Annotated in this window: 14 protein-coding genes; 3 read left to right on the plus strand and 11 right to left on the minus strand. The window is 39.1% G+C overall.

Annotation, left to right across the window (positions count from 1 at the left end):
- Positions 1–3 precede the first annotated feature (3 nt).
- Positions 4–1,263 carry an ATP-binding protein gene (locus AC3ANV_RS22860; protein ID WP_488310944.1) on the plus strand — a complete coding sequence of 420 codons (1,260 nt, stop codon included), beginning with the start codon at positions 4–6 and terminating at the stop codon, positions 1,261–1,263.
- A gap of 89 nt (positions 1,264–1,352) precedes the next feature.
- On the opposite strand, the gene AC3ANV_RS22865 is transcribed toward AC3ANV_RS22860, so the two are convergent.
- From AC3ANV_RS22865 to AC3ANV_RS22900, 8 genes are all read right to left on the minus strand, one after another.
- Positions 1,353–2,702, minus strand: coding sequence for a GntP family permease (locus tag AC3ANV_RS22865; RefSeq protein WP_488310945.1), 1,350 nt, complete (start codon positions 2,700–2,702; stop codon positions 1,353–1,355).
- Between the two features lie 199 nt (positions 2,703–2,901).
- Positions 2,902–3,954: a mannonate dehydratase gene (gene uxuA / locus AC3ANV_RS22870; RefSeq protein ID WP_488310946.1), complete on the minus strand. Its 1,053-nt coding sequence runs from the start codon at positions 3,952–3,954 to the stop codon at positions 2,902–2,904.
- Positions 3,955–3,991: 37 nt separating this feature from the next.
- Entirely contained in the window at positions 3,992–4,633 is a 642-nt protein-coding gene (locus AC3ANV_RS22875) for a bifunctional 2-keto-4-hydroxyglutarate aldolase/2-keto-3-deoxy-6-phosphogluconate aldolase (RefSeq protein ID WP_488310947.1), read from the minus strand.
- 70 nt (positions 4,634–4,703) lie between these two features.
- Complete coding sequence (gene gntK, locus AC3ANV_RS22880) at positions 4,704–6,248, minus strand: gluconokinase (protein WP_488310948.1); 1,545 nt, start codon at positions 6,246–6,248, stop codon at positions 4,704–4,706.
- A 246-nt stretch (positions 6,249–6,494) separates the two neighbouring features.
- Entirely contained in the window at positions 6,495–7,481 is a 987-nt protein-coding gene (gene galE / locus AC3ANV_RS22885) for a UDP-glucose 4-epimerase GalE (protein ID WP_488310949.1), read from the minus strand.
- A 112-nt stretch (positions 7,482–7,593) separates the two neighbouring features.
- Positions 7,594–9,117, minus strand: coding sequence for a UDP-glucose--hexose-1-phosphate uridylyltransferase (galT, locus tag AC3ANV_RS22890; RefSeq protein WP_488314309.1), 1,524 nt, complete (start codon positions 9,115–9,117; stop codon positions 7,594–7,596).
- Positions 9,118–9,133: 16 nt separating this feature from the next.
- Positions 9,134–10,321: a galactokinase gene (locus tag AC3ANV_RS22895; protein WP_488310950.1), complete on the minus strand. Its 1,188-nt coding sequence runs from the start codon at positions 10,319–10,321 to the stop codon at positions 9,134–9,136.
- A 38-nt stretch (positions 10,322–10,359) separates the two neighbouring features.
- Complete coding sequence (locus tag AC3ANV_RS22900) at positions 10,360–11,385, minus strand: LacI family DNA-binding transcriptional regulator (protein ID WP_488310951.1); 1,026 nt, start codon at positions 11,383–11,385, stop codon at positions 10,360–10,362.
- 631 nt (positions 11,386–12,016) lie between these two features.
- Between AC3ANV_RS22900 and AC3ANV_RS22905 the strand changes: the two genes are divergently transcribed.
- Complete coding sequence (locus tag AC3ANV_RS22905; RefSeq protein ID WP_488310952.1) at positions 12,017–13,078, plus strand: NAD(P)-dependent alcohol dehydrogenase; 1,062 nt, start codon at positions 12,017–12,019, stop codon at positions 13,076–13,078.
- A 94-nt stretch (positions 13,079–13,172) separates the two neighbouring features.
- A complete protein-coding gene (locus AC3ANV_RS22910; RefSeq protein WP_488310953.1) occupies positions 13,173–13,880 on the plus strand; it encodes an SDR family oxidoreductase in 708 nt (235 codons plus the stop codon).
- A 298-nt stretch (positions 13,881–14,178) separates the two neighbouring features.
- On the opposite strand, the gene AC3ANV_RS22915 is transcribed toward AC3ANV_RS22910, so the two are convergent.
- The 3 genes from AC3ANV_RS22915 to AC3ANV_RS22925 all read right to left on the minus strand — a co-directional run bounded on the left by AC3ANV_RS22915 (position 14,179) and on the right by AC3ANV_RS22925 (position 19,741).
- The gene (locus AC3ANV_RS22915; protein WP_488314310.1) at positions 14,179–14,979 is read right to left on the minus strand and encodes a GNAT family N-acetyltransferase; all 801 of its coding nucleotides are present in this window, start codon (positions 14,977–14,979) and stop codon (positions 14,179–14,181) included.
- A 227-nt stretch (positions 14,980–15,206) separates the two neighbouring features.
- A complete protein-coding gene (locus tag AC3ANV_RS22920; protein ID WP_488310954.1) occupies positions 15,207–17,396 on the minus strand; it encodes an alpha-galactosidase in 2,190 nt (729 codons plus the stop codon).
- A 155-nt stretch (positions 17,397–17,551) separates the two neighbouring features.
- The gene (locus tag AC3ANV_RS22925; RefSeq protein ID WP_488310955.1) at positions 17,552–19,741 is read right to left on the minus strand and encodes an alpha-galactosidase; all 2,190 of its coding nucleotides are present in this window, start codon (positions 19,739–19,741) and stop codon (positions 17,552–17,554) included.
- Positions 19,742–19,755 lie beyond the last annotated feature (14 nt).

Raw genomic sequence — 19,755 nt, forward strand, 5'->3', positions numbered from 1 at the left:
ATTATGGAAATTACAAAACATCTTTTCATGAATCTTTCCATTCTCATAATATTCCTCTTCTTTTATTTAGTGTGGCTTGAAAAAAGTAGGAGATTTACCATTTCTAAACCTACCTTGATTTTATTGTTTGTTTTGATGTTATGGTACTGTATTCACTTCTCCTACAATCCCATCTCCTCTGCCCGGTATGATTTAAGGGGAATTCCCGTGGTAATTGGCGGTCTTTATTTTGGAATCGGACCCTTACTTGTCTTAATTGCCATTATCTTCAGGAGCTTTTATGGGTGGGACATCGGTTTTTTAGAGACTGTATTGCTTTATATTCCTCTAGGTATTGCAATATGGAGACTTCACAGTTGGTTTTGGAGGCAAAATCCAAATCGCCGTATTTTAATTGCTATTTGTTTTGGCATTATATTCGGTGTGTTGACGGTCGGAGGAATGGAACTTACTTATTCCCCCCCTTCTTGGCTTGATGGATGGTTTGCTTATTTGGTAATTCCGCCTCTAGGAATTGCCATTATTTCCTACTCAATCGAATTTGTTAAAAAAAATACAGAAATGAAGCAGCAGTTAATCAAGGCGGAAAAATTAAAGGCGGTCGAACAAATGGGAGCAGCCATTTCCCATGAGATACGAAACCCGCTTACAGCAGCCAGCGGGTTTGTTCAATTACTGCAAGATAATCACCTCACAAGGCAAAAACAAAGAGAATACCTATCCATCGTTAAGGAAGAACTTAATTCTGCCGAAAGAGTTATCCAGGATTATTTGACCTTTGCAAAGCCGTCTTTTGTGACGAATGAAGAATTAAATGTAAAAAGCGAGCTTCGGCAAATTATCAATATCATCCAGCCAATCGCTAATCAAAATTCAGTTGAGATATTAACTGATTTTGCAGTAATTGGTTTCATTAAGGGAGAAAGGCAAAAGTTCCGTCAATGCTTTATTAATGTACTCAAAAATGCTGTTGAATCCATGCCTAATGGGGGGCAGCTTTCCATATCTTCTGAATTCAGTCAAGATTTTTTGACCATCAAGGTGAAGGATACCGGTGTGGGAATGACCAAGGAACAGCTTGATCGACTTGGAGAACCGTTTTATTCAACAAAAGGTTCAAAGGGTACAGGACTTGGAATGATGGTGGTCCATAGCATTGTCCGTGCAATGGATGGTACTATTTGGGCAGAGAGTGAACCGGGAAAAGGGACTGTATTTTATTTTGAGTTTCCTACCATTAAGTCTTTTTTGAAAAACGATTGAATTAAAAAGCAAGAACCCGACAGTAAACTTGCATTCTGTCGGGTTCTTGTTTTTTGAAATAATTTTAATATGATTCGTTTATTAAACTATTAAACAATGACATTAAGGATAAGGATAAAGCATAGTGCTGCCACAGATAAAATGGTTTCTAAGGCGGTCCATGTCATTAATGTTTCTTTTACTGTCATCCCGAAATACTCTTTAATCATCCAGAAACCGGAGTCATTCACGTGGGAAAGAATCAGAGAGCCTGCGCCGGTTGCTAAGACAAGAAGTTCAACATTCGTACCGGGAATGGCTGCTGCAATCGGTGCAACGATACCTGCTGCAGTCATCATTGATACGGTTGCAGATCCTGTGGCGACACGAATCATAGCGGCAATTCCCCATCCAAGAAGAATTGGTGACATATGTGATGCTTTTGCTAATTCTGCAATGTAAGTACCGATTCCTGAATCTAATAATACTTTATTAAATGCTCCGCCGCCGCCAATGACTAAAAGAATCGAAGCAGTTGGAGCCAAGCAATCATTAGAAAACTTTAATACTGATTCACGACTGAAGCCGCGGAAGAAACCAAGGCTGAAGAAAGAATAAACGGTTGCAATTAATAGAGCGACTACCGGATCTCCAATAAAATGAAATGCTTTATACCCAAAACTAGTCTTTTCTAATGCTAATTCAGAGATAGACGATGAAAGCATTAAGATAACTGGAACAAGAATTGTAAATACTGTGTTAAAAAAGCCTGGAAGTTCTTTTAAATCTCTAGGTGCTGCCATTTGTTCTGCCAATTCTTTTGGAACTGTCTTATGAATTCGTTTTCCAATCCAAGCTCCGTATAATGGTCCGGCAATAATTGCGGTTGGAAGTCCTACGATAAGAGAGTAGAAAATGGTTTTACCAACATTTGCTTTGAAAATTCCTACTGCAGCCATTGCAGCAGGGTGTGGAGGAACGAGTCCGTGAACGACTGATAGACCGGCTACTAACGGAACTCCAATCTTAACAAGTGACACCCCCGTTTGACGAGCGATCGTGAACACTAGAGGTACTAATAAAACAAAACCAACTTGGAAAAATACTGGAATACCTACGATAAATGCTACAACCATCATTGCCCAGTGAACATTCTTTTCACCAAAACGTTTAATCAATGTTTGGGCAATTCGTTCTGCCCCTCCGGATTCAGCCATCATTTTACCAAGCATTGTACCAAGTCCAAGAACAATAGCAAGAAACCCTAGCGTATTACCCATACCTGCTTTGATAGAATCAATGATTCCCGGATGTGTTGGATCCGGAGCAATTAATGGCATACCTGTTGCTAGTCCCACCCCGATAGCAGTGACGATAAGTGCCACAAATGGATTTAACTTAGCCACTGTAATTAACAATAGCAATGCTACAATAGCGGCAAAAACAATTAATAATAACATTGATAAAACCCCCTGATAATAAAATAATATAAAACATTCTTGTCTTTGAAACCACTTTCTGAAAGCACTTTCATTCGATAGTTTGATTATATGAAAAAATATTTCTTAAATCAATATATATTTTTAAAAAATATTTATTTTTAAAGTTTTGTGAAAAAGAAGGTGCTCAAAAAGTACACCTTCTAAGATTGACTTAGCTTTATTGTCGGGACCGTTCTTTTGTAACAGCTTCCCACATTCCATTCAAATAGGTTGCACCAAGTGCCCTGTCATATAAACCATATCCCGGCTTACCGGTTTCCCCCCAAATCATTCTTCCGTGATCGGGACGAATTGGGCCTTCAAAATTTATTTCAGATAAAGCCCTAATAATTTCATACATATCCAACGAACCATCAGTAGAAAGATGGGAGGATTCTTGAAAAGATTTATCACCAATATGTTTGATGTTTCGGGCATGCATAAAATTCACTCGATTCAAGGCACCAAAATATCGAACCATTTCAGGGAAATCATTATCAGGATCAGCACCAAGTGAACCGCTGCACAGGCATAGTCCATTATTTGGACTATCATATAACTGAACAAAACGAAGAAGATTTTCTTTATTCGTAATAATCCTTGGAAGCCCGAAGATAGACCATGGCGGGTCATCCGGATGAATCGCCATTTTTACACCAAATTCATCTGCAACAGGCATAATTTCACTAATAAAATGACCCAGATTGTCCCAGAGGTCCTCCTCCGTAACAGATTGATACTGTGTTAGCAGGTTGTGCATTTCATCCTTGCCATAGCTCGTATCCCAGCCGGGAAGAGATAATTCTCCAGTAAGCGGATTCATTCGTCCGACTACTTCTTGTTGATAAATCAAACAATTTGAACCATCCGGCAGCTCATGGTCAAGTGAAGACCTTGTCCAGTCAAATACCGGCATAAAGTTGTAACAAACAACTGGTACGCCCGCTTTGCCTAAGTTTCGAAGCGTTTCTTTATAGTTATTAATATATTCTTGTCGAGACGGCAACCCAAGCTTTATGTCCTCATGAACAGGAACGCTTTCAATTACATCAAGTGTTAAACCATGCTTTTCTACTTTGGATTTTAACTCTACTATTTTTTCAAAAGGCCAAGCTTCTCCAACTGGTATGTCATAAATAGCGGAAACAATCCCTTTCATCCCGGGGATCTGCCTGATTTTCTCAAGACTTACAGGATCATTGTCACCGTACCAACGGAAGGTCATTCTCACGGTTTATCACTCCTTGTAATTGGAAATTTACGTTTAATTAGGATTCCCTTACTGAAACTTTGTCTGCAAATTGCTTTGCTCTTCTTTCTATTTCTCCGTATTCTCCCTCGGCGACGCCTTTGGTTAACACACTACCCACTCCAACAGCGAAGCTTCCCTTTTTCAACCATTCCAAAACATTTTCCAGATTTACCCCTCCTGATGGCATTAGGTTGATGTTAGGAAGTGGACCTTTAATATTCTCAATGAAGGATGGTCCAACCACTCCTCCCGGGAAAACTTTAACAACGTCGACTCCTGTTTTTAATGCTTCAATCATTTCAGTGGCAGTAAGGCAGCCAGGCATGTAAGGAATCGAGTAAAGATTACAAATTTCACTGATTTCCTTAGAAAAATGCGGACTAACAACATAACGCGCACCGTTAAGAATTGCCAGCCTTGCCGTTTCAGGATCGAGAACAGTTCCTGCCCCAATAACAGCGGAAGAATTGTTGCCCTCTGTTAATTTTCTGATCACATTCAATGCATCAGGAGTTGTAAAGGTCACTTCAATATTGTTTATTCCTCCCCTTATACACGCCATTGAAATTTGATAGGCGTCCTTAGAAGTTTCACCGCGAACTACCGCAACAATTTTACCCTGTTGAAGTCTGTTTAATATCTCGAATTTTTGCAGCATATGAATCCTCCTTTTATTGAAACAAAACGGATTGCACCAGTAGAAGCGGCAAAAAACCCGTTCAACTTCATTACCTAACCCACTTTTGCTGGAATGCCGCTATACCCTCATATTCATCTTCAAGTTTTCTTGAAAGACGAATATAGATAGGGATAAGTTCTTGATAGATTTCTACATTTTCCTCAATAGGTGTATGACAATGGGTTGAACCTACCATCTCAGACATGATTTTAAAATCCTCGATTTCACCGAGTGCGTACATCCCTAAAACGACGGCACCAAGGCAAGAGCTTTCAAAGCTTTCGGGCACAACAACTTCTTGATTAAAAATATCTGCCATCATTTGTCGCCACAGGTCAGACCTCGCAAATCCACCTGTTGCTTGAATCATATTAGGTGTACCAATCATTTCTTGAAGAGCTAACAGAACAGTATATAAATTTAAAATGACTCCTTCTAATACCGAACGAATCATATGCTCTTTTTTATGATGCAGGCCAAGACCAAAAAATGAACCCCTGGCATTCGCATTCCAAAGCGGTGCTCTTTCCCCGGCTAAATACGGATGAAATATCAGTCCATCAGAACCTGGAGAAACCCGTGAAGCAATTTTTGTCAACACTTCATATGGGTCTATTCCTAAACGCTTAGAAGTCTCAACTTCTGACGATGCAAGTTCATCTCTGACCCATCGGAATGTCATACCACCGTTATTGACCGGTCCTCCTACTACCCAATGTTTTTCTGTTAATGCATAACAAAATATCCTGCCTTTTGGATCTGTTACAGGGTGATCCGTTACAGTTCTAATCGCTCCGCTTGTCCCAATCGTAACCGCAACAACACCAGGGTCAATGGCATTGACTCCCAGGTTTGATAAAACCCCATCACTCGCTCCAACCACAAATGGAGTAGATGTGGAAATCCCCATTTCAGCAGCATATTCTTCTTTTAAATTATGACTATAAAAAGTGGTAGGTACCGGCGTCGATAATTGTTCTTCAGTCACTCCTGCTACTTCCAATGCTTCTTCATCCCAAGTAAGTTTTTTCAGGTTAAACAATCCGGTAGCAGATGCAATGGAATGATCAACCCAATATTGATTAAAAAATTTATAGAACACATATTCTTTAATTCCAATAAACTTACTAGTTTTTGAGAACAGTTCCGGATTTTCTTCCTTTAACCACTTCAATTTTGCCAGAGGTGACATTGGGTGTATCGGTGTACCTGTACGCAAATAAATTTCATGGCCATTTAATTCATTTTTAATCCTATTTGCCCATGTAGTTGCACGGCTATCTGCCCAAGTAATACATTGTGTCAAAGGCTTTCCAGCCTTATCGACAGCGATTACACTATGCATGGCTGAACTGAATGAAACCAGTTCGAGGTCATTCTGAGCAATTTTGCTTTTTTGAATTGCTATTTTTACGACTTCAATAACAGCGCGAAAGATCTCTTCAGGGTCCTGTTCAGCTGTTGCAGGCGTTGGACTGTAGAGTGGATATTCAGCATGATGCGTACTTACAACCACACCATCCCTTTTAAATAGGACTGCTTTTGTGCTTGTTGTTCCAATGTCAACACCTAAATAGTATTTTTCATGAGACATAAAAGCCCTTCTTTCTTAGTGGTTTCATATTCCCCACAGATTCTTACTGAAAACGAAATTCATGGTAATAAAGAAAAAATATTTTTATTAAAAATATCATTTGAAGAAAAAATATTTTATCGATATTTTTATTATAGTAAAAATAATTTGATTTGGAAACCGTTTTCACAAATTTTTCTTCTTTTCTTATTAAATAAAAAAAAGAAACCGACAGAATCAAATTGGACTGTCGGTTTCTTTTCGTTCTTATTTTTGATACCCATTTGGATGATTTTTGTGCCAACTCCAAGCGTGAGATACAATCTCCTGTAAAGCCGGATATTTCGGAATCCAGCCAAGTTCTGCACGCGCCTTATTGGAAGATGCAATCAGTATTGCCGGATCCCCGGCGCGCCGAGGCGCAACTTCAACAGCAATATCCTTCCCGGTAACCTGACGGCATGTATCTATGACTTGTTTCACAGAAAACCCTGTGCCGTTTCCAAGATTATATACACCGCTCTCATCGGTAGTTTTTAATTTCTCGAGAGCAAGATAATGAGCTGCTGCTAAATCGTTGACATGAATATAGTCGCGAATGCAGGTACCATCGTCAGTCGGATAGTCATCTCCAAATATAGAAACCTTTTCACGCTGACCAAGGGCAACTTGCAGTACAATGGGAATCAAATGCGATTCAGGTGTGTGATCCTCCCCAATACGCCCCTCCGGATCTGCTCCTGCTGCATTGAAATAACGAAGGCAAACCGATTTTAAGCCGTAGGCGCCATCAGCCCATTTTAACATTTTTTCAATCGCCAGCTTCGTTTCACCATAAGGATTTGTTGGAATCGTAGGATCTTCTTCTTGGATCGGAACCTTAACAGGGTTACCGTAAGTTGCTGCTGTTGAAGAGAAAACTATTTTTTTCACATTATGTTCAACCATTTTTTTAATAAGATGGTATGAACCAATAACATTATTTTCATAGTATTCAAAAGGCTTTTCAACACTTTCACCTACTAATGAATTGGCAGCAAAATGAATAACTGAATCAATATTGTTTGTTGTAAAAATTTCATCAAGAAGTGCTTCGTCCTTTAATTCCCCCTGATGAACCCTGGCATTTACGACCGCATCACGATGTCCTTTTTGCAAATTATCAAGCACAATTACTTCTTGGCCAAGCTGTTGTAAATATAGGACCGTGTGGCTCCCGATGTAGCCGGCGCCCCCGGTTACTAAAATTGCCATATACGTTCACTCTCCTTTTTTATAGTTCATTCTACATCCAATCCTCTATATTTAGAAGAAGAATGTCGATTATAGACTGAATTTCCCGGAAAATGTTGATTCGATTAATTGATTACGAAGTTATAAAGGTAATAAACTTCCTGAATGCCTGAGAGCCTGACTCATCTCGTTTAAATACTCCTGCATGCTCAAGGACTTTTTTAAAGACAATACCTACTTCATATTTAATAATTTCTGAAACATTCGTATCATTCAGTTCCAAATACTTTTCCTTTAGAGAAGCTGCCCATTCAAAGTGTTTATGAATAGCAGGATTTTGCTTAAGTCTCTCAGTACTATTTTTTTCAACAAGACAATCTGCAAGTATTTTCAATTCCTCTTTTAATCTTCCCGGGAGAACTGCTAGTCCCATTACCTCAATTAAACCGATATTTTCCTTTTTAATGTGGTGTACCTCCTGATGAGGATGAAAAATTCCGTAGGGATGTTCTTCATTAGTACGATTATTCCTAAGTACAAGGTCAAGCTCGTAATAATCCCCTTTTCTTCTTGCAATGGGTGTTATAGTATTATGTGAAGTATCATCGGAAAAAGCACAGATATCAGCGCTTTCATCACTATACATTTTCCACTTATGTAAAATGGCCCCCCCAAGTTCTGCAAGTTCATATCGGTTTAATCCCTTTAGCCGAATTACCGAGAGCGGCCATTTTAGGATTCCCGCTTTTACATTTGGATATTGGTCAAACTGAAACGTCAATTCCATTTCGGCTTTTGCCATTGGGAAAATGTGATTCCCGCCTTGGAAGTGGTCGTGAGTTAAAATGGAACCTCCTACGATCGGCAGGTCTGCATTGGATCCAAGAAAATAATGCGGAAATTTTTCCGTGAAATCTAGGATTCTTTCAAAAGTTTTTTTACTGATTATCATTGGTTCATGCTTATCCTTTAAAAGAATAGCGTGTTCATTATAGTATACATATGGCGAGTATTGAAAAAACCATTTTTCTTTTGACAATTCCACTGGAATGACCCTTAATGTTTGTCTGGCAGGATGATTTATTTTTCCTGAATAGCCAACATTCTCCTTACATAGCAGGCATTTAGGATAAGTACTTTGCTTTAGCGTTCTCGCGGCAGCAATCTCTTTCGGGTCCTTTTCAGGTTTCGATAAATTAATCGTAATTTCAATATCTCCATATTCTGTAGGAACCGACCAATGCTCATTTTTAGCTATTCTGTCCGTTCTGATATAATGGATTTCCTGAGAAAGCTGATAAAAATCCTTTGTTGCTGCTTCGGAACCCTTCAATTCATATGTCCGATAAAAATTTCGAATCACTTCAGACGGGCGTGCAAGGAAACATCCCATTAATTTCGTATCAAGAAGGTCGCGATAAGTGGTGGTGTTTTCTTCAAGCCGGCCATGTGCTGCTGCCCAATCCAAGATCTCTTCAAGGATCTGAACCGGGGATTCCAGTTCATCCTCTTGTGGGGCGCACGGTTCCCAATCTGCTAAACCTAGAACATCAAGAAGGTCATTTCTTACAAAATCAATATCCCATGTCGTGATTAAATTCTTTTTTACCCCAAATTGTAAAAGTCGTTCAATTTGTTCATAAATATTCTTTGGCATATTCATTCAAACCTTCCTAACGATGATTTTGAAGCATACCTGTTAATTCTCCCGCACCATCGCCGATATTTACCACATAAAAATCAGCTTTTAACCCTGTTTTCCCGGTGTATTTTTCTCCAACATTTGCAATGAAGGTATCGACTTTCTCCGCTTTTACAACACTAATCGTACAGCCTCCAAAACCCGCTCCGGTCATCCGCGAACCAATAACCCCCGCTTCTTCCCAAGCCGCTGCAACAAGGGTATCAAGTTCAAGGCCGGTGACCTCATAATCATCTTTCAATGAAATATGCGACTCATTCATCAATTGTCCAAAACCCCTAATGTCGCCACTATGCAATTTATTTACCGCTTCCAAGGTTCTTGCATTTTCATATACAGCATGTTTGGCACGCTTTACATCAACTTGACTTGAGATTAAATGTTTGTAACTTTCGAATAATTCAGGGGACATAGCTCCTAATGATGGAATATCCAGTTCTTGCTGCAGTTGTTTTAAAGCCCGTTCACATTCTTCTCGGCGTTCGTTATATTTTGACTCAGCCAAACCTCTCCGTTTATTCGTATTAGCAATAATTAGCACTGCATCACCTAATTCAACCGGGCTGTATTTATAAGAAAGGGTGTTACAGTCAAGGAGAATCGCTTTTTCTTTTTTCCCCATTCCAATGGCAAATTGGTCCATGATGCCGCAGTTTACTCCAATAAATTGATTTTCCGCCTGCTGGCTCATCTTGACCATATCCACCATCGTTACATTTAAATTAAATAAACCTTTTAAGATCACAGAAGTCGCTAGTTCGATTGATGCTGAAGAGGACAAGCCGGCGCCATTAGGAATATTTCCGTAAAAAAAGACATCAAAGCCCTCATTTATCGAAAATTGATGATCCTTAAATACTTTGATGACTCCTTTTACATAGTTCGCCCAATCATGCTTTTCCTCATAAACTAGTTCGCTGAGAGTAAATTCGATTGTTTTAAGTGATTCAAAGTTTTTAGAATAGGCTTTAACAAGATTGTCATTTCTCTTTCGAGCAATAGCAAATGTCCCCACACTTAGAGCACATGGAAATACGTGGCCGCCGTTATAATCTGTGTGTTCGCCGATTAAGTTTACCCGTCCCGGTGCAAAGAATGCACGAATTTCTCCACAATTACCAAATAGATTAATAAATTCTTTTTTTAATTGTTCAATCATTGCTCTACAACCCTTTCTTAAAGGACATTAATAGAATGTTAATACTGGCTGGTTTTTTTGACAGATACGCTTTCCCGTAAAACAAGTTCTGTAGGAAGGACTACCTTTAATGGAATGGTTCTCCCTTTAATTCGCTCAGATAATAGCCTGACCGCTATCTTTCCCATTTCTTCTGTATGGATTTTCACAGTAGAAAGTGCCGGGTTTAAATAGGCAGCGGCTTCAATGTCATCAAAGCTAATAACCGAGATCTCTTCAGGGACTTTGATTCCTGCTTCATGCAGTGCTCTAAAAGCTCCCAAGGCCATAGGGTCACTTCCTGCAACAACAGCAGTGGGCAAAGTCTTCCTTTCAAGTAATCTTTTCATTAATTGATAGCCGCTGGTAGGTCCAAATTCACCTAATAAAACCAGCTCGGGGTCATACAATCCCTTTTCCTTCATGATGGTTTCATAAACTCGCTCACGAATATCTACCTCTTCGAAAGATTGATCAGAACTAATATGTTTGATCACCTTTTTTCCACCTATATAAGCGATATCCGAGTGACCAATGCCCAATAAATATTCCATGACTTCATGTGCTGCAGCCTCGAAATCAGATATTACCACATCAAAGTCCTTTCCATCAGGACAATAATCTACAAAGACGATATTGCCATTTTCGTAGTAAATTTCCTTTAAATCGCTTACTTCTACATTTCCAAGAACAATTAGCCCATCCAATCCACTCATGACTGCAGGTGATATATGGCCCTTCCCTACAGTAAAAATAGCAGCTATATTTAGCGAAAACTGTTCACATATACTTTCAACCCCATTGCGGATGGACAAAAAATAAGGATCAACCGTTTCATCTTTTGTTAAAACAATACCAATCTGATGGGTTTCTGCTTGTTTATCAGATTTTTTCCTTGAGATCTTATAATTTAATTTACCGGCTGCCTCAAGCACTCTTTTTCGGGTTTCATCTGTAACAGAAAGAGTCTGGTCATTGTTTAAAATCCTTGATACTGTGGCAGGTGAAACATTAGCCTGTTCTGCTATGTCTTTGATGGTGGCCATTTATTTCATCTCCCTTGCGTTTTTATTCAGTAATATTTACTAAATATTATAATAAAAATATAACAAAAAGCGGTAACGTTTTCAATGAAATTTTCTATTAAATTGCTAAATCAACGAAATTTTTACTACTATTCACTAAATATTCATCACTTTTACTAAAATCATTAAACACTTTCTCCCTAGACTCCCGGTTACTTGATTCAGTCAAAATAAAAAGCCAGCCTTAAGTTATCAAAACCTAAATTATTAAATCCTTATAAATAAAGAAGAGCACATATAAATATGAATAATATGTGCTCTCGTTTTATTAAATTAAAGCGCCCTTTTCTGGAATAAACACAAAATCATCGGCGGGCCAATATGGACTTTAAAAAAGAAAAAATTTATCGGTATTAGGAACTAGAGGTCTTAGATAAAACCTTAAAGATAATCAACATTTTTTATTGATTTGTTGAGTAAACAACGAATTGCGCTCATTTAACCATTGTATGCATCCTGTTTCTGTTTATAATTATATACACATGTTGATTAATCAATCAAAATTGATTTATAGCAGGAATCCATTTTATCTAAATGATTACTTGGCATCCGAATTTTTCAGTCTTTTTAAGAAAGGATAGTGTTGTAGCATATGTGTAATAATCATAAAAACATGACAATGACCCAAGTTCTAAGTGCCCCAAGTGCAAAAGCACCATTTGAAAAGACCATTATTGAGCGTAGAGAAATACGTCCTCATGACATCTTAATAGATATTAAGTTTAGCGGTATTTGCCACTCTGATATTCATAGCGCGTACGGTGAATGGGGGGGAGGAATCTTCCCAATGGTCCCTGGTCACGAAATCGCCGGAGTTGTGGCAGCGGTAGGATCAGAAGTTACAAAATTTGTTGTTGGTGACCGCGTTGGTGTTGGATGCTTTGTGGACTCCTGCGGAGAATGCGAATATTGCCTCAGTGGCGAGGAGCAATATTGTACGAAAGGCGTTATCAACACATATAATTCATTAGATTACGATGGTAATCCAACATACGGTGGATATAGCCAAAAAATAGTTGTAAAGGAAGGGTTCGTTGTCCGTATTCCTGATGCTTTGAATTTGGCTGTGGCAGCGCCGCTATTATGTGCAGGTATCACCACGTATTCTCCATTGAAACATTGGAACGCAGGACCAGGTAAGAAGGTTGCCATTGTTGGGATGGGGGGGCTCGGACATGTAGCGATCCAATTTGCCCATGCTATGGGTGCTGAAGTTACTGTCTTGAGTCGGTCAAACAATAAGGAAAGTGAAGCCTTAAGTTTTGGAGCAGATCATTACTTTGCTACAAGTGATCCAGCTACATTCACTGAGTTAGCCGGCCGTTTTGACCTCATCTTAAACACCGTGTCTGCAAATCTTGACGTTAATGCATATTTATCCTTGCTTCGCGTAGATGGAACACTTGTAAATGTTGGTGCACCATCCGAGCCAGATCAATACCATGTATTTTCTTTAATAATGGGTCGTCGTAGCCTTGCAGGTTCACTTGTTGGTGGAATTCGGGAAACACAAGAGATGCTCGATTTCGCCGCAGAACATGGAATTTCACCAAAAATTGAGGTAATTAGTGCTGACCAAGTAGACGAAGCGTATGAGCGTGTACTAAGCAGTAATGTACGTTATCGATTCGTTATTGACATATCTACCTTGTAAGTCGTAAAAATGATATCTACCGCCATGAATCGACACTGATGAAAGATGGGTTACCCAATTCTTCAAGCGGTAGCCGAAAAATGGAGGTTTTAAAATGTCAAAGGATATAAAAGTTGCACTTGTCACCGGCGGGAATCGAGGAATTGGATATGAGCTGGTCAAACAATTGGCTTTGAATGGTTTTAAGGCAATTTTGGCAAGTCGGGATCCGGAAATGGGTCATGAAGCTGCGCAAAAACTTAAGGAGTCAAATCTTGATGTTTCGTTTGTAGTGATGGATGTAGACAATCAAGAAAGCATCCGGCAAGCTGCGATTACAGTAAATGAGCAGTATGGAAGATTAGACGTATTGATTAATAATGCCGGCGTGTATTTGGATGAAAATGAAAAGTTATTGAATATGGAACCTTCTATTCTAGAGGGAACGATGGCAACCAATTTTTTCGGCACTTACCATGTGATCCATTCCTTTATTCCCCTCATGGAAAAACAAGGCTATGGGAGAATTATTAATGTTTCCTCAGAATATGGAGCGATGAGGGAAATGTCATATCAAGGAGTAGGCGCTTATAAGTTGTCTAAACTTGCCCTAAATGGATTGACACGATTGGTAGCTGCAGAAATCAATGATGATATCAAAATAAATGCGGTAGATCCGGGATGGGTAAGTACAGATATGGGTGGACCATCTGCTCCAAGAACTCCTAAGCAAGCTGCTGAGTCTATCCTTTGGTTAGCGACGATTGGACCCGAAGGACCTAACGGGGGATTTTTCAGAGATGGAAAACGAATCGATTGGTAACAATGCGGTATGAGTAAATGATTTAGTGTTTAGTGTGGTTCGATGAAACCGTCTTTTGCAATTGTTATTGTTTAAAAACCAATTAAAGAAAAAAAACGATTTTCCCTAACTAGACGATCGGCTTTTTCTATAACCGGTAGACATAATAAAGACGCTTTTCCTATTCTGGAAAAGCACCCTTTAAGGGAATAACATGAGTGATGTTAAAAAAACAACATTATTATAAATTTCACTTTATTAAAATGTCATTATATTTATATGAAAAAACAGGAAATTCGTTAATAAAGGTTTTACAAAATTAATACTTCTCAAACGTATACATCATCCAGAACCCGATATCTTCAAATCCAATTCGCTTGTAAATAACTCCCGCACTCGGATTATCATAGAACAAGCATAATTCTTTCTCTTCCTCTAGCAATTGATTGCAAAGCTCTACCATACACTGGGTTGCATATCCTTTTTTCTTATAGGTATCTAAGGTTGCAACACCCACTACCATGGCTGACAGAGAGTTTTCTGCAGCTGCGGATGCCGTGGATACCATTTTTCCGTCTTCCTTGATATAGAATGATCGGGAAACACCTTCTTCTAATGCACGACGTTTGCGTTCTACTGTAATGATAGAGTCACTAAACTCAGGAATAGAATTTAGTAATTGCACAAGCTCCTCCGCATCCCCGGAAACTGCTTGGTGTACAAAAGAAGTATCTACATCATTCGTAGTAGGAATCAATTTTGTACATTTAGCATAATATGTCTCTCTTTTTCGTTTTAAACGATGACTCAAGTAGGGGTCTATTTTTTCTGTCACGTCTTTTAAACCAGACATCATAGAAAAAGCCGGATCACCCAACATAATCTCTGCGAACCCCTTAGCGTTATAATCTCCTTTGGCATAGGGGATGTAGTTTTCTTGGTATTTTAGTAGAACAGCAATTAATTCTCCATTATCACTAAAATCGCCCCAAAGCTTTTGAAAATCTTGTTCATACCCATAAGCCTCAATATCCCCGAGAATAAATAAATTTTCAGCAGGTTGTTCCTTTAGTAGTTGGAAACAACGGCCATGGTCTTTTTCCGTTAATCTTCTAATCATCATGCTCTCTCCCTCGAAAAGTTAGAAAATTCCAACCAAAAGAATACCCCCGTATTTTACATTAAATAACAAGTCCTGGAAATAGGAGTTTAGAGTATTTCTATTATTTTATTAAGACGATTATATTGACTTTTAAGTTTCACAATTTAAAAAAAGACTTCTTCTTCAACCTCCGGTAATTATAGTGGATTTAACTAAAGCCTGAACTTTTAAGAACAAACTTTTTATCAAAAAACTCGTTTAAACCGCCACAAAAGACTCGTAAAATCGCCTTTTAATTTCGGAATTGCCACGCCAACGTGCATTAATTCATCTCCGCCGTATAGCTTACCTGTTTCAATATGTTGATAGAGATAAGCCGGATTTAACCCTCTGAGCTGAAGCGCTATTAAAGGTGGATTGGGTTCAGCTAAAACTTTAAAATATCCAACAACAGCCTCTGTTTGATCGCCTGTAACAAATACCCAAGCTGTTTCATTCCCTTCAAATGGATTCAGAAGGCGATGAATATCACCAAATTGAATAATGTGGCGAATTTCTTTATACAAACTGACTTGCTGCTTAATTTCATCCTTCTCCCTTTTTGATAACTTAGATAAATCAAGCTCATAACCTAAGTTGCCCGACATCGCCACATTTCCCCTCATTTCAAGTGAAGTGACACGATGAACCTGATGATTCGGAACTGCTGAAACATGTGAACCCATCGTAACAGGAGGGTAAACAATACTCGTTCCATATTGGATTTTTAAACGGGATATAGGATCTGTGTTATCGCTGGTCCATGTTTGCGGCATGAAATAAAGCATTCCAGGGTCAAATCGTCCGCCTCCCCCTGAACAGCTCTCAAATAGAACATCAGAAAACCTAGAAGTTATCTCATCCAGCACGCGATAAAGCCCCAACATATAGCGATGAGCTGTTTCACGCTGCCGTTCAGGCGGTAAAGCAGCAGAGCCTATTTCCGTCAGATGACGGTTCATATCCCACTTAACATAAGAGATGGGGGCGCTCGCTAAAATATTCGACACAGCTTCAATAATATAATCACAAACTTCAACTCGAGTTAAATCCAAAACTAACTGATTTCTGCCCTCGGAACGCCTGCGGTTTGGAACATGGATACACCAATCAGGATGACGGCGATAAAGGTTACTGTCAACTGAAACCATTTCGGGTTCAAACCATAAGCCGAAATCCATCCCTAGTTCTCGAATCCTTTTTGCAAGATCATCTAACCCATTGGGCAGCTTCCGCTTATCGACCACCCAATCACCAAGAGAACTTTTATCATTGTCCCGTTTGCCGAACCAGCCGTCATCTAAGACAAATAATTCAATACCCGCTTCCTTTCCCGCTTTTGCAATTTCCACTATTTTATCAGCATTAAATTTCATATAAGTAGCTTCCCAATTATTAATTAAAATAGGACGGATAAGGTCGCGGAAAGTGCCTCTGCATAAGCGCATCCGATACAGCTCGTGGTAGATCCTCGACATTCCGCCAAGACCTTCATCGGAATAAACCATCACCACTTCGGGTGTTTGAAAAGACTCATCCGGTTTTAGCAACCAATTAAAGTCAAAGGGATTGATTCCAATTGAAGCTCGCGCCGTATGAAATTGATCTACCTCTACCTCCGCTAAAAAATTTCCGCTATACACCAAATTAAATCCAAAAACTTCCCCATGCTCTTCATTTGCATCTCTTCGAAGTAAAGCAAAAAAAGGGTTCTGCTGGTGACTGCTCGCTCCGCGCCTGCTTTCAATTACTTGGCCTCCCGGCACAATAGCCCGTCTTACAATATTACGTTCATTAATGTGAGAGCCATAAAGCGTTAAAAAATCAAAGTGATCATCCCGAAAATCGACATTTGCACTTAATGCCCGAAGTAATTGTATCGGCAGATCTCCATGATTTTCGAGACGTACAGAACGAGTGATAACATTGAATTCTTTAAAAACGGTATATGCTAAAATAACAACTAACCCAATTATTTTGTCCTCTAAAACTACTTCTACTGTTTCAGCTTCATGGTTGCTCTCAATATAAGTTGCCGGAAGTCCTTTTAATGGAAGTTTCCCTTTCAATATGAAATGCTCTTTATATCGAAGATCAGAGATCGTAGTTCCATTTTTCAATTTAATTTGATAGGCAGGTGTTCGAAAATCCGTATTTCCATATCCAGGGTATTCCTGCGGCAGCGTATCTAACGAAAAGGTTCGATCTGAAGGATCAGGATTTGGAGAAAAACCTCTGTTAACATACGTCACCGGGTTACTTTGATGATATTTTTTAATTTTTCTCCCCCAGTAAAGATGAGCTAAATAGCCGTCCTTTACAATTTGGAAACAATAGCTAGTTTCTTTCCCTTGTAAATGAAAAACCTTTGATTCCGCATCAAATTGAATAGCCACAAAAATCCCCCCTACAACTACATGCTATTAACTAACTCAATAGTGTATGAGACAAAAAAAATAAACCAAATAATGGTTTATTTTTTTACGAAGTACTTTCTTTGTAATTAAGGTTTAATACACTGGTTTGATAGGTCCCCATTTCTAGTAATGGACTAGATTTCATTTAACTGCCAGACATAACTTTGGAAATCTCCCTTAATTTCTACCGGAATACTTAATCCCACATAAGAAAGTTCATCACCGCCATAAACTTTATCAGTACCTATTACCCGATATTTTTTAGAGATATCAATTCCTTTTAGCTTTAAAACTGTTAATGGTGCAGCTGGCTCAGCTAAAACTCTAAAATAGAATACCATTGCCTGAGTCTTATCTTTATCAGTGAAGAGCCAAGCAGTTTCATTACCTTCAAAAGGGCTTTGCAATCGGTAAAAATCCCCAAATTGGATCAATTTGCGTATTTCTTTATATTGAGATACCTGCTTTTTGACAATTTCTTTTTCATCTTCAGTCAGCTTGGTCAGATCAAGCTCATAGCCCAAATTCCCGGACATCGCTACATCACCACGCATATCCATAGATGTACTGCGATGGACCTGGTGGTTTGGAACAGCTGAAACATGTGCGCCCATGGAAACAATCGGATAAACAAGACTAGTGCCATACTGAATCTTCAAGCGTGAGACAGCATCTGTATTATCACTCGTCCATGTCTGCGGCATATAATAGAGAATTCCCGGATCAAATCTTCCCCCTCCGCCAGAACAGCTTTCAAATAAAACATGCGGAAAAGAAGTGGTGATGTTCTCCATTACTTTATATAAGCCGAGCATATAACGATGCGCTGTTTCTCTTTGTCTTTCCGGTGGGAGAGCAGCAGAACCAATTTCCGTCATATGCCGGTTCATATCCCATTTCACATAAGAGATTGGAACACTTGCCAATATATTACTAACTTGCTTGGTAATTTCATAACAAACGTCATCCCTTGAAAAATCCAACACTAATTGGTTCCGGCTTTCCGAACGATTCCCACCCGGTACATGGAGACACCAATCAGGGTGTTTACGGTATAGATCACTGTCCACAGAGATCATTTCCGGCTCAAACCAAAGCCCAAACTCCATCCCCATTTCTAGAACACGAAGTGCGAGATTATCCAAACCATCCGGAAGCTTTTCGCGATCAACGAACCAATCCCCCAACGATGAAGTGTCATTATTTCGCTTGCCAAACCATCCATCGTCAAGAACGAATAATTCAATTCCTACCTCACGACCTACCTTTGCAATATCTAAAATCTTCTCCGCATTAAAATCAAAATAAGTCGCTTCCCAATTGTTTACCAAAATTGACCGCTCTTTATCCCGGTATGTTCCTCTCACAAGGCGGGTACGGTATAAATCATGAAACGTCCTTGACATACTCCCAAGTCCTTCTGATGAGTACACCATAACTGCTTCCGGTGTTTGAAATGCCTCATCAGGTTCCAGGATCCAGCAAAAATCAAAAGGATTGATACCCATTGTTACTCTTGTACTACTAAATTGGTCTACTTCCGCCTGTGCCAGGAAATTTCCACTATAAACAAAATTAAAGGCATAAACTTCACCTGAATCTTCGGTGGCATCTTTCCTTAATAGGGCAATAAATGGATTATGCTGGTGGCTGCTAGCTCCTCTTGTACTTTCAATTGACTGGATTCCATGACGCAATGGCTGTCGTTCGATATACCTTTCTTTTACATGGGCACCATGTAAATGCAAGAAATCAAAATCGGCATCCCTAAAATCAACACAGAGACTTAATGCACTCAACAACTTTAATGTTTGTGTTCCTTCATTAATAAATTTTACTGATCTTGTAATGACATTAAATTCCTCAAAAACTGTATAGTTTAAAGCTACTTTTAAACCAGTTAAGGAATCTAGCATGATAATTTCAAGAGTTTCAGCTTCATTTTCATTCTCTACATAGGTGGCAGGAAGACCTTCCAAAGGAAGCTTCCCTTTAAAAAGGGTATGTGATTCGTATCGTAAATCGGTGATCGTTGACCCATTTTCCAGCTGAACCTGATAGGCCGGCTTCCGGAAATCAGTGTTTCCATATTGAGGATACTCTTGGGGAAGAGTATCTAACGAAAATGTCCGATCTTCTTTATACGGATTTCCGGAAAAACCACGGTCTAATAGTTGAATATCATTAGAATGATGATATTCATTTATTCTTCTCCCCCAATAAAGATGGAGAAGATATCCGTCACGAACTATCTCCATGACATAACTTGTATCCTTTGCTTGAAGGTGAAAAACCTTCTTCTTTGCATCAAATTGAATCGCCATAATTAAAAATTCAC

This window comes from Neobacillus sp. DFD-2R (genome assembly GCF_057747865.1).